This is a genomic window from Nostoc sp. UIC 10630, assembly GCF_010747425.1.
Taxonomy (GTDB): domain Bacteria; phylum Cyanobacteriota; class Cyanobacteriia; order Cyanobacteriales; family Nostocaceae; genus Nostoc.
The window spans coordinates 1-13654 of the sequence record NZ_JAAGOG010000202.1 but is presented as its reverse complement, the minus strand read 5'-3'; the positions used below and the strand labels follow the sequence as shown (position 1 = coordinate 13654).

Below are 13654 nucleotides of genomic sequence, written 5' to 3'. Positions count from 1 at the left end.
GGTGCTGTTTATTATCTATTCACAGCTTATACTGAGAGAGCTTTTTTACACCTTTTCCGACTTTTCAAACATCCTCTAACATAGATTTTAATCGATGCCTATTCAATAATAATAATGAAGTTACTTATGAAATTGGGTGCTGAAAAAAATTGAGTAAAAATGGAATTGATTGACTTGTCTAAAGTCGCTGTCGATAAAGGTTATGGCGAGGAGCGACTTCGCAAGAACAGTGAACAGCATTGGCTCTCGAAAGTACTGATATACGCAGGCTGTAGTAATCAAAGTAAGAAACTAAGAGAGGCAAGTTTCTTACTTTGATGTTTTTTAGGGTATTTTTGCATCTGCTTTTTGTAGGCGATCGCTCATGCAATCGTGAAACTTAGGTAATAAGGTATACTGCTTTTTATTTTGAATTGGCGAAAATACGATTTTTTGAAAATACATATTGGCAACAATTTATATTTTCGTCAATATAAATTGTTGCCAAAAAAAACTTGTGAAGACTGTATTAACCAGTAGATCATTCTCCAAAGCTAGACAAAACGATGATTGGGGTTAGACCAAACTATAGCTATTCAGGTTTCTCTGCCCTTGTTACTTTCCCCCCTATACACGTAATTTAAGACTAACGCCAAGTAAGATTCGTAATATTTTCATAATAGTTACCCAAGACCCAAGCGGAATTCAATTTTGTCTGCCCATTCCGGGAAGTCGATAAAAGGATTGCGATTGCCCTGCTTTTTATAGATAGCCATATTTCGATGTTTTTCGTGTTCATTGACAGGGTAATCTTGGTGCCATTTCAGTAGAGTCTCAAGGCGTTGGGCTTCGTACTCATTACTACTATTGTCAATTTGCCCAGGATATCGCAGTAAGAAGTAAAGAGTTGCTCGCGCCACCTCTCCCTTCCCATTGCCAGGCTCAAATTTTTTCCCTTCAGACTTGCCACAGTTAGTGCGGATTGTTTCCTCAACTTCAAAATCAGGAAAGTCATAAAACGGAGTGTTGCCCCGGAAACTGTTACACACGGACTCGCAGGCAAATAAGTGGTGTAGGTCTCCCCGCATCGGTTCTCTTTTTTGAAACCAAGATTGTGGCACAACGTGTTCACAGTTGTAAGCCAACTCTGCTTCCAGTAGATCAAGCTGTTCGCTTAGTTGAAAAGTCCTACCGAGGGATTCAGAGCGCACTAACTCCTGTAACCTAGCAGTTCGCTCCTGCTCAATTTGTAAATCTTCCCGGATGATCTGCTCAGGCTCGAATTCCAACTGGGAATAGATGCTGCGAATTTTGAGATCGGGCTGTATATCTACCCAAGGATAGAGATACACTCGTGGCTTGTAAGATAGTAGCTTGGTATGAGTAGTGCGGAGCAGATCCTTTAATTGCTTGAACAACTCCCGTGAGTTGAGTGATGAAACTGTGTCAATTAGATTGCCATAATAATTCTCTTGCTCAGTGCGATCAGCAACTTCATCGTAGTAGGGAATTGTTCCGCGACGGGCTTGTTCTAGAATTTGTAGCTCTTTAGCCAGTTCCGGGTCACTTTCAATATCCCACTGGGCATCGTCTTGGCGGCTACTATCTGTGGGTTTGGATGACAGGTTATCTGGTTGAGGCACAGAAACAGGAACAGAGGGCGTAGCTACTTCTCCCAAACGCACGCTTAATAGAAGCGGAATTGTCCAAGTAACGCTGCCGTCACTAGCAATATTAGGCAATTTGGGACTAATTTTAGGTGTTTCTTCCTTGATTGCTTCTGGGGAAAGTGGGATCTGATTAAACATCTCATCTCTCAGACGGCGCTGTGTTAGAGATAGGTTGTGCTGCAAGACATGCTTTACGATGCGGCTGATGCGAATGCCTTCATTGGCTTCCCAGGCAATTCTATCCTCTCCCAATTCCGAAGTCCACACTTGGCCGTCAATTGCTAGGATTCTGCCCTGCTCATCTTTTTGGGGAACACCTGAGTGGTGTAGCCCGACTACTTCCCACTGATCGTTGAAGACAGGAGACCCAGAAGATCCAGGCGCTGTATCTGTCTTATAGTGAAGGAAATCATCGAAGAGATCGACTAGCCGATTTTCCCGCAGTGCTAGTTGCTTCGGTTGCCCAGACGGGTGTTGAATGATGTTGACATACTCTCCTAGAATAACCTTGCCTTCCTCTTCTATCAAGCGATTCCAGCCAAAAGTCGCTAGAAGAGGCTGTCCACTAGAATTATCTTTGACTGCGACTAAACTGAAATCAAGAAGCTTATCGGTAAGAAAGAAGGTGGCAGGATCGAGTTCATAGGTGTAGGACTGGAGCATTTGCCCTCCCACACCGCTTTGGTAATTGAACTCTATCAGGCTAAAACCTGCTTGCTGGGCATTTGACAGGACATGGTTGTTAGTCAGTAGGAGGCGAGGAGAAACCATGAAGCCCGTGCCATAGCCAACAAGGCGGTTGCTGTTATTACGGATGAGAATGCGACCGATAGAACGGGAGACGCTCAATCCATACTCTAGGTAACTCACGCTCATTAGATCGTTTTGACCGAGAATGCGTTCCTGGACGAGACGATTGAAATTTTCTGGGGATAGAATTTTAACCCCAGCGACTTCAGGTTGGCTTTCCTCAGCCATCGTTCTAACAGCCAGAGGATGGTTGGCGATTCGTTCAAGTCTCTTTCTGACTCGCTCTGGAGTATCTACATTAAGTAAATTCCCAGCTTCCAACTCACTCAGGTGTTCTTCACGCTCTTGGTGACGCTGTTTGTACCGCGCTGTGGTTTCTTGAATTAACTGATAGGTAATAACCATATTGCAAATGGGCTTTCAAGGAGTAAAAGTGGCTGGTCTTTCAGGGATCTGTCTCTGTAGTTGAGTAGACAACTAGGGAGGCCGATACATTATGCCAGATAAGTTTTTTGATACATATCCTGGTATTGATAGAGATTTTTCAAAAAATTAACAACTGTTGTAGTAGATGATACAAAGGTTTCCCTGGTTTTAATTACCTATCTTTTTGAAACTTATAAAATTCAGGTGATAACGGCATCTAAAATCAAAGTGTTTTTCCGCGTGGGTAACTTGAACTGTTTGGGAATCGGGCACTGACAGATGCTACTTAGGAGATTTTAGATTTTTGAATTGGTGAAATATTATATTGTCGCCAAGTTAACATTCTAGAAATAAAGAAATACAAATTTTCGTTATTTAAAGGGTAAACTAGCAGCATTTACTGGAGTACATGGAGTGATTATCACCCTTGCTAGTTTCAAGGGTGGCGTAGCTAAAACGACAAGCGCCATCCACATTGCTTGCTTTCTATCTCAGCTAGGCAGCACCTTGCTAGTTGATGGCGACCCAAACCATAGTGCTACAGGATGGGCAAAGCGAGGAGCATTACCCTTTAAAGTTGTGGATTTACTACAAGCTCCTATGCACAGCCGTAATTTTGACCATGTAGTTATAGACACAGCAGCTAGGCCAAGCCACGAAGATTTAGAAGCACTCGCAGATGGGTGTAATTTATTAATTTTGCCTACTACCCCTGATGCTTTAGCGATGGATGCGCTGTTGCAGACTGTAGGCGCACTTAAATCATTAGGCAGCGATCGCTATCGTGTGTTGCTCACAATCATTCCCCCAGCCCCCCGCTTAACCGGACAGCAGGCACGGGAAGCATTGTCGGCAGAGGGAATACCACTATTTCAACATGGGATTAGACGATTTGCTGTTTATGAAAAAGCGGCATTGGAGGGGCTGCCAGTTTACCAAGTAAAAGACCGCAGCAGCAAAATAGCATGGCGAGAGTATCAAGAGGTGGGTAAGGAGATATTGTCATGAGCAACCCTAAACCTAGCCCTTTTAAAAAGTTATTTGAAACCAAAGAGGAACCAGAACAACCGTTAGAAGCAACCACAGAGAGTGACGTGACACAGACTCCAACACCACTTGTGCCAGCACCAACTCAAGATGAACCCCGTAAACGTGGCAGACCTGCAACTGGAAAGCGGTCTGATGATGCTTGGATTGGGCGCACCTATTATGTGAAACGCTCAACAGATTTAGATGTAGAGGAAGAGTTACTCAAACTAAAAAGACGTGGCATAGAGATTGATAAAAGCGAATTGGTAGATTTTCTCATGGCTGTATGGGTGAAATGGCAGCAAGGTGAAAATATAGATTCACTAATTGGCGAATTTACGCCAAGGCGAAATTCTGAATTAGACTGACTCCTGACTGAATGCCTGGAACGTAGTGTAGGTGCAAGGTGAAAATATAGATTTACTAATTGACGAATTTACGCCAAGGCGAAATTCTGAATTAGACTGACTCCTAACTGAATGCCTGGAACGTAGTGTAGGTGCAAGGTGAAAATATAGATTTACTAATTGGTGAATTTACGCCAAGGTGAAATTCTGAATTAAGCTGACTCCTGACTGAATGCCTGGAACGTAGTGTAGGTGCAAGGTGAAAATATAGATTTACTAATTGGTGAATTTACGCCAAGGTGAAATTCTGAATTAAGCTGACTCCTGACTGAATGCCTGGAACGTAGTGTAGTAACAGTAAAAGAAACTATTGCGATAATGAAAAAGACTGATGCAGCTATACCTGGATCTTCGCTCCAGTAGAGGACATACCTAATATGACTATCAAAGAACTGCTTCTCCAAGAAATTGAGTCCTCCCCAGATACCATTTTGGCTGAAACGCTAGACTTTTTACGCTTTCTGAAAACAAAGGAAACCCAAACACAGACCCCGCCAGAAGTAGCAGAATCCACTACTCACACTGAAGTTAATTCCACAGGTCGCTCACTCTTAGAACACTTGAAAACGATTGGTCAATGGTCAGGCGATGATTTACAAGAGTGTCTTGAGCTAGTTTATGCCACTCGCGGCAAAGCCAAATTTGATTACGACAACCCCTTTGAATAATGTACTTGTTAGATACAAATCACTGTAGTCAAGCAATTCTTGGTAATGCCAATGTGCTTCGTCGCCTTGCGGAGGTGGAAAATTCTGTGATTACAACCTGCGCCATCGTTCAAGGGGAACTGATAGACATGGCAGAACGTTCTCAACGCAAGGAAAGTAACTTAGCCCTCATTGACCGTTTTCTAACGGGTATATACATCCACAACGTTGATGGATTTACTGCTACTATCTACGGGCAACTGAAAGCCGCTTTATTCAATCAATTTGCACCGAAAGAGAAAAGCAAGCGGAGAAAAACGAAAATCACTGATTTAGGTTTTGATGAAAATGACCTCTGGATTGCTGCTGTAGCTCTACAACACGGTCTTACCATTGTGTCAGCCGACAGTGACTTTCAGCGTATTCAGGAAGTAAGGGCGTTATCTACTGAATCTTGGCTGTAAACCCACTTCTTATCCCAGTTGTAAATTTCAGGAAGTGTGAGCGCACAGTGATTGTTAGTTTCTCCATCCGTTGGGAATTATAAAATAGGTTAGAAAATAGAATCTCAAACGCACAATAAATAAAAATAAAACTTCAAATCTAAGCTAGCGAGAATCTTTGTGATGAGTATCTGGGAACAACAATCAAACAAGATAGCTGAACATAAACAGAAATGGGAAGTTCAACAAAATTTTAGTTTTAGTAAAACCTTGCTAGAAGCCGAAAATGAAGAAGAAGTTAAAAGTGCTTATATTAGACAATTCTCATTACCAGTGAAGACTGCTAAATGGCATGATTTAACTGTTAACAATGTTTTATTTGAATTTAAGTATTCAGTCAATTTTAAGAGCTTGGATGTCGCATCTAAGGTAATTGCACAAACTCTCTACTACATTCACAGGCTGTTTGAAGCTGGAGAAGAGCATAATGTAAGCCATTTTATTATTGCTGACAAAGACGAAGCAATAATTTTCAAAACTAGTGATTATGAACATTTTTACAAAAGTAGTATCTATGATTGGAAAGGGTATCGTCCTAGCTCACCAGATCCCAAATTAGTAAATCATGTTAAACAATCCAGGATTATTGAATCCAGTAGAATTTATCTAATTACTAATGAGGATGATTTGCAAATATTTACCAATTTGCTTTATCAGATTATTTCTCCAAATAAAGCTGCCACTAAAAACTCTAATTATTCTAATAAAATTAATAAAAAGGACTTGCCCTTAATTGTTCTTCCAGTAATACTGCTGTTCTTAGGTATAGTGTCAGTTGTAGTTGTTCAACATAAGGCAGAACTAGGAGATAAGCCTGTACCAACTAAATCTACACTAGAGGAAATATCAAAATGACGAATAACTCAAGGAAAATTCCTGTTGATACAGTAGTAAAAGTTGGACAGCAAGGTACACGATACCAGCAAAAGCAAGCCAGTGGATACACACAGGAACACCAAGAAGAAGATTATGAAATTGTTATTGATAGATCAGCAGCAGAAATTATTGACCAGATTAATAAGAGGGTAACAAGCCCTTATTACTCTATTTTTATTGGTGTGCCTACACTATTATGTTTTTTCTTAAGTTTTACCTCACCAATATTTCTCATATTTTTAATACCAGGAATTATTGCTAGTTATTTAGTTTTTAGGCAAGACATTATTCGTAAAACTACCCCATTAATTTATGAATTTGATGATGAATATTCAAAGCAAAAATTTAATTATTTTAGTGAAACGTTACAGAGTTTATCGTCTAGCAAACGTGTGTGGAGATTAAAATCACAAATAGCTATAGAAGATTGGAAACGAAATGCAGGCTCACAATCAATCATAGTGCGACAGACATCCAGAGTTGGTCAGATAATTCCCAATCTGATAAAAACAAATATAAATGTATGGGGTATTGATAGTGGTAGCATTAAACTGTATTTTTTTCCAGATTTAATCTTTGTATTTCAAAATGGTGTCTATAGCACTATTGCATATAATGAGCTAAAAGTAGTTAATGACGATTTACAATATACAGAACATGAGGCTTTACCTCAAGATGCAACTGTGATTGGTCAGACTTGGAAGTTTGTCCGACGTGATGGAGGCCCAGACCGTAGGTTTAACAATAATCAGCAGCTTCCTATTGTAAGTTATGGTTTAGTTCAGCTTACTACACAGCGTTTTGTGCTGTATTTAATTGTCTCCAGCTTGAAAGTAGCCTCATCTTTCACTAACTCTTTATCTCAGCTTCTTGGTTTATCTCAAAGTAATTCTCTTCAATCGAAGACTATTCAGCCTAAGAGCAACATACCACAGCTAGAAACCAGTCTTTCAGAGCAATTTGAGATTCTAGAGAAAGCTGCTATTCAGAAAACATCTCTCACAACAAGTCAAGTGGCAGATTTATTAGGTTTGTCTAAGTCAGTTGTAACTAAGAATCAAGATAGTTTTGAATATGAGGCATTTCGTTTTAATCGTGCAGGTCGTATAGGTCGTGAAATAGCATGGCAAGTGACCAAGCTTAAAAGGTAATTTAAAGCACTCTAAACAATCATTCAACGCATTATTTTGCGTTCTAACCTAGAAATATCAACAGATTACGGTACAGTATCAAATGGCACTTTTAATCAGTGATAATAGTCATTAGCCGGAACAAAATGACATTTGCTTTTCTGGATACGGCTAAACTCCACCCCTGTTTCTAAATAAGTTCTGATATCGAGTCGCTCATCTGCTTTTGTAAACGCTGGCGGTTATCATCATATTTCAATACCGTTTGCACTTGGGCGTGTCTGCTGAATCGCTGAGTAGCACGGTAGTTGCCATTGTTCAGATCCAATACTGTAGTAATCGCACTGTGGCGGACACGATGCGGTGACATCTTCTTAGTAATTCCGGCTTGCTTGCAAAGCCCATCTACCAATCGCCTGATTGCCTCCCCAGTTAATCTCGCTCCATTCTTGTGGTAAGCCAAGACGGTGAAAAGCGGTTCATTGCTACGTTTCTTCTTACTGGCTTTGATCCAACTGGCGATTGCGTCGGTGGTTCTTTCCGATAGGTCAAGAACTTCCTTCTGGCTACCCTTGCCTTTACCTAGGATTGCAAGAGTTTTCTCTTTGGCGTTGAAGTCATGCACATTTAGATTGACTATCTCCTGACGACGCAAGCCATTATCCCAAAGTAACCGCATAATGGCATAATCGCGCTTACCCTTAAGGGTACTGCGGTCAACTAAGGCTATGACTAGGGCATAGTCCTCGGCTGGAATGCCCATTGTGTCACGGTAGGTTTCGACCTTCTCCCCTTTGACATCATCCAGGGAGAAATTGCAGACTCCCAGCCGTCGCCCCATCTCAACCATTGACTTGATAGCACTAAGGCGACGATTCACCGTAGCTTCAGCCAGTTTTTTCTTAATCAGGTGCGCCTTGTACTTCAAAACCACAGCAACGGCGTGACGCTGTTCTAGGTGAAGAAACTCTAGAACCAAATCCCGGCTGGGTTCTTTCTTAACGACAAACAGGAAGAAATCTCTTAAATCTTTTTGGTATTCGCGCTTGGTGTTGGGCGATCGCTTATCACCAATCAACTGCCCTATTACATCGGGGTCATTCTCTAAAGAAAAATCCTCACCGATCGCTAACGCCAGCGAGTTCTCCAAAACACTAAGATTTTCAGGATGAATGGGGTTCATGGGTTTGTCAGCAGACAGCCAGGGGAGCAGCGTCGGTTTAATGCTATTTCAACATCTTAATTGTTCAGGGGTGTTTTTTACTCTAAGTGGTGCGAAAAATTCTATTGTCGCACTATCTCGCAGTAAGGCTGGGGAAGGAGGTTGGGGAGTTATTGTCAGTTTGTTGACAGTTGTTGAGGGCGATGAAGAGAAATTAAATTAGATGAAAGTGTAAGCGCTGACGATTTGACTAAGTAATAATGCTGTATGAGTCTGGAGATTGTTGTTTTACCCTAAGCTCACTCAGGAGAGTCCCGATCGCTGTGGTTACGCCATCGCTCTTTGTGGGGCATTGATATCAATATTGATATCAATCCTTCCCTATGCAGTCAAATGTCACCGCACAGGGTAAGGCTAAAGGCGATTACGGCAGCGCTCGATGCGACGGATGAGAATATCAGAAAGGTGCAGAAGTTGAGCCGTCATGCTGACCCGCGAACGCTGATGATTTATGATGACAACCGCAATAAAGACCTGTGGGAAATGTCGGAATTATTGACGGGTATGTTGAAGGATTCGGGTGAATAAATCTTAATTAAGGCATTTTGTTGCAGATTGATCGCTGGCTGCATCGTGGGACTGGAGAAAACCCATCCCAGTATTACCCCTTCAGGATTAGTACAAATCCTGTCGTCAAAAAATATGGATAAGCATATTTGGTGCTACAAGGATAATTGGCTTATTCATCCTCTGAATGACCCTAAAAGCTGAACGAGTTTCACCAGGACAAATGCCACTACTAGGTTGGCAGTGCCAGGTATCGAAAATTAACAACGAACAAGTCTCAAAGGTAGCAGAGCTATTTATTCTAGCTAATCGTGGTGTAAGTGGTTGACAAACTATAATTAGTGGGGACGTGCTAGTTTTTTATTAATTATTACCTTTCCTTTCCATTTTTTTTGGTAAAAATCAAATCCAATATTCCAATATTCAGGTTTGTTTTCATAACTTATTATAAACTTTTTCTTATGTTTATTATTATAAACTTGCATTTGATCATAAATTGTTTTATCCATCAATTTATTCCAATTCAATCTTAATTTCATATAACTATTTTTATTATTAAAATAACTGAAAATTTTTCGAGTAAAAAGCGAAAAGTAATTAAAATAATTTTCAGCGGATTGAAAATTGGTTGAGGGAGTTACATAAAGGCTCAGAGTTTGCCAATCTGATTTAAATTGTTTGCTGAGAACTGTTTTGCTCGTGCCATACTCTAACTGTTTAAGTTGGAAATATATGACAAGATTAATAAGATAAGTTGGAACTAAATTAGAAATTAGATACTCAAAAATAGACTCTTCAACACGTCCACTAAGGTTCTGAATATAATTTTCATAATCCTTGATGAAATCATTTAATTCTAGTTTCTTTAGGGAATCCTGGAATTCTGTTTTCTCTAAGGCTTGAATAAAACAGATAGGTATAATGAGTTTTTGATCTAAATCTCGAAGATATAGCTGATCTATTACCTCAACTGGGTCTTTTAGTTTTTTGCTTATACAGAAAACTATTTGTTGTAGAATTATATGAAGATTATGCTCTGCTCTATAAGGCTTAACTATCCAATCAAAACTGTCTTGTCGAGAATAACGTTCATGAAGTTTACAAGCATTTAGCAAATCTTTATGTTTTTCTTCTTGGATTAAAGAAGCCAAAAGCAATGCAGCACGTAACGCTCGATTCTCATCTTCACTCCAAAGAAAATTAACTAAAGCTTGTAACGCACTGGGGGTAGCAATACCCACTAGAACATCCATAACCTGATTAACAGAATTACTGGTTACAGCTTTCTCGATTTCAGGCACAGCTATATCGCCCATACGTATCAAGGACTGATCTAGTATTTGACGAAATTCTATATTATCTAAATTTATATACTGTTTAGTTAATAATGTTGCTGCCGGAGGTAAGTTAGTTAGAGATAAAACGTTTGCGGCTGCCTTGCAACGAGCATCTGTTTCACTTGTATTCTCAAGGGTTTCTTTTAAGAAAGTGAACACATCTGTACGCCTTCTGTCATCCGCAGCAACAGAAGCAAAGGCATGATTTACTATATCTTCGCTATTATTAGCTCCTAGTTGTGATTTAAAGCTATTGATAATTTTATCAGCCAATGTCGAATCAATTTTTTGAACATCAGCCAAGCATTCAAACGCAACAACTGGATCTACTGTGCGTACTTCTCTAATTAAATTAGTACTATCTCCAGCTATTCCACACCAGAGTTTTAGAGTTTCACGCCAAGCATCAGGATCAGCTTTAAAACGACTAATTAAATCCCCCTCTTTCTCTCGTAATTGACTTGCTGCGAAAAACTCCTGTAAGGTTAAGTGTGCGAACTGGTAACGTTCACCGCCATCAATCTTCAGTAGTAAACCATTACGTTCTACAATTTCCGACAGAATGGGTCTGGTACAGTCAGGTTGAAGATTGAAGTTGGGGAGTATGCTTGTTATTTCATCTTCAACTGTTCGCCAATCTAAGCTGCGACGGTCTTCCCTTTGTTCGTTAGCATTGTCTTGAAAGAAAAGTGCTAAGTGTTGAAGTATAAGTTTTTTATCACGCGCTTGGAATTGGTTGCGTTCTTGATGCCATTGTTCTAATAAAATATCTATTGCTTTTCGATAAAACTCTGCTCTTGAACGGGGTAGTTCAACAGGAGTATCGGCATAAAGATAGGCAATGATAGTAAGCATTAGCGGATTCCGTGCCAGAGATATAATTCGCGGTCGGCTATGCAACGTTTGCATAAGTTGCTCAACAGATTTATCTGGTGGCATATCTGACTTCCACGGAACTAAAAAATCACGAATCTGTTGGTCGTTGAACTCAACAATTTCTAGCGTCTGCTTTATGAAATCATTAAATTCCCCCCTATAAACAGCAGTACGGCAAGTAATAATAACAGGGCAGTCTTGATGTGTATCTAAGAAATCATTAATTAGTTCAACTACCCGTTGACGTTCATTACTGCTCACCTCATCAAAACCGTCCAATAGCAGCAACAGCTTGTTTTTATCTAAACTTTGGGATACAAAAGATTGAGCATTAGGAAAACCATCCCGCGCAAAGGCTTCAACCAATTGCTGCTCTACTATCAATTCTTTATTACTGAATCGATGTAGCTCTACTAGAACTGGTACACATTGAAATTTATTAAACAAATCTGCCCAACGACCTTCAGCGTAGCAAAAAGCGATATATTTCAACAGTATTGTCTTACCAGAGCCAGGAGAGCCTTTTACCATAAGGCGGCTATACTTAGCTACAGCTTGAAAGGCATCAATTAAATCAGTGTCGTTAGTACCTGTAACTTTTAGTGGAACGTATATATCCTTTAGCTTTAAAGGTCTGTTAGGACGGAATGAGATTTTTAATTTCTCATATTTCTCCTGAATTTCTTTTCTGTAGCGTTTGAGTGCAGTACCACGCAGCCATGAGCTTCCTGATAATTTGCTATAGAGTTGATTTCCTATAAACTCAAAACTTTGGCTAACCCATGTAGTTAAAGTATCTTTAAAAATTAAAATAAAGAATAAAACTATAGCAACCGACCACCCCGTTTCAGGCTTCAGTTGTTCCCATAAGTTATTCTTTTTTGCTTCTGATTGTTTGGTGTACTCACTATCATATATTTCCAAAATTTCATCATCTTTTAAATTTGGGGATTTTTTACCGAACCGCTTAACAGCATAGTCATTTCGTCTTGGAATATCGTTTTCTACATCACTCTTAGCTAGTTCACGAACCTTCTGTTCGATTACAGGACGAGGTGTAGGGGTAGGAGATTGAGAATAGCTGGGGATTGCTGAGGTAGAAAGCACAAACCACAGAGTTAGTGTAAACACAAGTACATATAATCGTTGCTGCTTTAAACTATTTTTTGCAGACTTTAATTTTTTAATATATTGAATTAGTCTCATAAATTTCATTAGCTCACTGCAACTATTACCCGATTATTTTTGCTACAACTTGGTTCATCTTCAGTCCCTGTAGGACGCAAGCGGCATGACATCGTTTCTTGAGGTCGTCCGCGATACTAATGTGCATAGCTCTGATGGAACTCTCAGGTTTTGACCGGAGAAGTCCTGGGGGGCATGGCGGGTGCTGTATATAAATTCCTTTTTGGATACAGATATACCATGAACAATTCCAGAATTTTAACGCTTTAAGTTGATTGACTATTTCTAAGAGAAAAATTTAATGGAAATTGCAAGTCATAAACGCTTGGCTACGACGCTCCGCGAACGCCGACTTTAGGCAAGAGGTAGACGAGCGCCTGGGGGAAGAGAGCCTTCTTCAGCAGTTCTGGCTCAAGCCACCAACAGAAAACCCCGGTGATGAACCGAGGGCTAATGTCTGCTGTCTAGTTTCTGTCTAGATGTCTGTCTGGTCTGTCCGTTGTTCCATAAGGTTTCTGTCTAATTCTGTCTGTCCTCTAGGTCTGTCTGATTTGGGGTAATTTCGATAGTATTTGCATCCAGCCAGACGCCCAGACTGTTCTCAACCAACTTATTAAACAGTCGCTTCAATTCCAGAGAACTGAACCGTTGACCCTTTACCTCAAAGTTGGGCTGTATCTCCTGTATGATTGCCGATGTTCTGACGGTGCGTTGGAGGTATTGCAGCAGGGATTGGGCTAGTTAGGGATATAGAGATTTTGTACAAAAATAAACCCCACCAATACCCGACTTAATACCTTCCGTTTCCTCACCGATAAATCATTCATTCACAATCAAGTTATAGTCAATATAACCCAGCATCGCCCCTCTTTTGATAGCCTCATAACTGTTCTTGACGTGCCATTTACTGTACAAATCACTGGCATAACGTTTGACTGTACTAACAGAGAGAAACATTTCTTTGGCAATCTGTTCAAAACCTAAACCCTGAGCCAGTAAACGCAGGACTTGTATTTGTCGTTCGGTGGGAGATTCAAGCAAGTTTTTGTCAGCAAAACTAGGGTCAATATATCTATTTTTATCAAGGTTTTTTAACAGTTTTTTAGCCAG

Annotated in this window: 14 protein-coding genes; 10 read left to right on the top strand and 4 right to left on the bottom strand. The window is 40.2% G+C overall.

The window, feature by feature from the left end; all coding sequences use genetic code 11:
* Nucleotides 1–662: 662 nt before the first annotated feature.
* A complete protein-coding gene (locus G1O98_RS31225; RefSeq protein WP_163936523.1) occupies nucleotides 663–2804 on the bottom strand; it encodes an endonuclease in 2142 nt (713 codons plus the stop codon).
* A gap of 435 nt (nucleotides 2805–3239) precedes the next feature.
* On the opposite strand from G1O98_RS31225, the gene G1O98_RS31220 reads away from it, so the two are divergent.
* From G1O98_RS31220 to G1O98_RS31195, 6 genes are all read left to right on the top strand, one after another.
* Entirely contained in the window at nucleotides 3240–3833 is a 594-nt protein-coding gene (locus G1O98_RS31220; protein WP_163936520.1) for a ParA family protein, read from the top strand.
* Nucleotides 3830–4222: a hypothetical protein gene (locus G1O98_RS31215; RefSeq protein WP_163936517.1), complete on the top strand. Its 393-nt coding sequence runs from the start codon at nucleotides 3830–3832 to the stop codon at nucleotides 4220–4222. The genes G1O98_RS31220 and G1O98_RS31215 overlap by 4 nt, the downstream gene beginning before the upstream one ends.
* A 416-nt stretch (nucleotides 4223–4638) precedes the next feature.
* Nucleotides 4639–4929: a DUF2281 domain-containing protein gene (locus G1O98_RS31210; protein ID WP_163936514.1), complete on the top strand. Its 291-nt coding sequence runs from the start codon at nucleotides 4639–4641 to the stop codon at nucleotides 4927–4929.
* A complete protein-coding gene (locus tag G1O98_RS31205) occupies nucleotides 4929–5372 on the top strand; it encodes a type II toxin-antitoxin system VapC family toxin (protein WP_163936511.1) in 444 nt (147 codons plus the stop codon). The genes G1O98_RS31210 and G1O98_RS31205 overlap by 1 nt, the downstream gene beginning before the upstream one ends.
* Nucleotides 5373–5534: 162 nt before the next feature.
* Nucleotides 5535–6266: a hypothetical protein gene (locus tag G1O98_RS31200; protein WP_163936508.1), complete on the top strand. Its 732-nt coding sequence runs from the start codon at nucleotides 5535–5537 to the stop codon at nucleotides 6264–6266.
* Nucleotides 6263–7438, top strand: a complete 1176-nt coding sequence (locus G1O98_RS31195) for a hypothetical protein (RefSeq protein WP_163936504.1) — start codon at nucleotides 6263–6265, stop codon at nucleotides 7436–7438. Before G1O98_RS31200 ends, G1O98_RS31195 begins: the two co-directional genes overlap by 4 nt.
* A 169-nt stretch (nucleotides 7439–7607) precedes the next feature.
* Here the strand turns inward: G1O98_RS31195 and G1O98_RS31190 are convergent, their stop codons facing one another.
* Nucleotides 7608–8600 carry a tyrosine-type recombinase/integrase gene (locus G1O98_RS31190; protein ID WP_163936501.1) on the bottom strand — a complete coding sequence of 331 codons (993 nt, stop codon included), beginning with the start codon at nucleotides 8598–8600 and terminating at the stop codon, nucleotides 7608–7610.
* Here G1O98_RS31190 and G1O98_RS31185 point away from each other — a divergent pair.
* The 3 genes from G1O98_RS31185 (at nucleotide 8599) to G1O98_RS31175 (ending at nucleotide 9474) form a co-directional block, all read left to right on the top strand.
* Nucleotides 8599–8802 (top strand): hypothetical protein, encoded by a 204-nt coding sequence (locus G1O98_RS31185; protein WP_163936498.1) that lies wholly within the window; start codon nucleotides 8599–8601, stop codon nucleotides 8800–8802. The genes G1O98_RS31190 and G1O98_RS31185 overlap by 2 nt on opposite strands.
* A 242-nt stretch (nucleotides 8803–9044) precedes the next feature.
* Entirely contained in the window at nucleotides 9045–9167 is a 123-nt protein-coding gene (locus G1O98_RS40930) for a hypothetical protein (RefSeq protein WP_275941812.1), read from the top strand.
* A gap of 166 nt (nucleotides 9168–9333) precedes the next feature.
* A complete protein-coding gene (locus G1O98_RS31175) occupies nucleotides 9334–9474 on the top strand; it encodes a hypothetical protein (RefSeq protein ID WP_163936495.1) in 141 nt (46 codons plus the stop codon).
* A gap of 10 nt (nucleotides 9475–9484) precedes the next feature.
* Here G1O98_RS31175 and G1O98_RS31170 read toward each other — a convergent pair whose 3' ends face one another.
* Nucleotides 9485–12565, bottom strand: a complete 3081-nt coding sequence (locus G1O98_RS31170) for an NACHT domain-containing protein (RefSeq protein ID WP_163936492.1) — start codon at nucleotides 12563–12565, stop codon at nucleotides 9485–9487.
* Nucleotides 12566–12852: 287 nt separating this feature from the next.
* Between G1O98_RS31170 and G1O98_RS31165 the strand changes: the two genes are divergently transcribed.
* A complete protein-coding gene (locus G1O98_RS31165; protein ID WP_163936488.1) occupies nucleotides 12853–13023 on the top strand; it encodes a hypothetical protein in 171 nt (56 codons plus the stop codon).
* A 340-nt stretch (nucleotides 13024–13363) separates the two neighbouring features.
* Here the strand turns inward: G1O98_RS31165 and G1O98_RS31160 are convergent.
* The coding region (locus G1O98_RS31160) for a LuxR C-terminal-related transcriptional regulator (protein ID WP_163936485.1) at nucleotides 13364–13654 on the bottom strand (291 nt) is incomplete at its 5' end.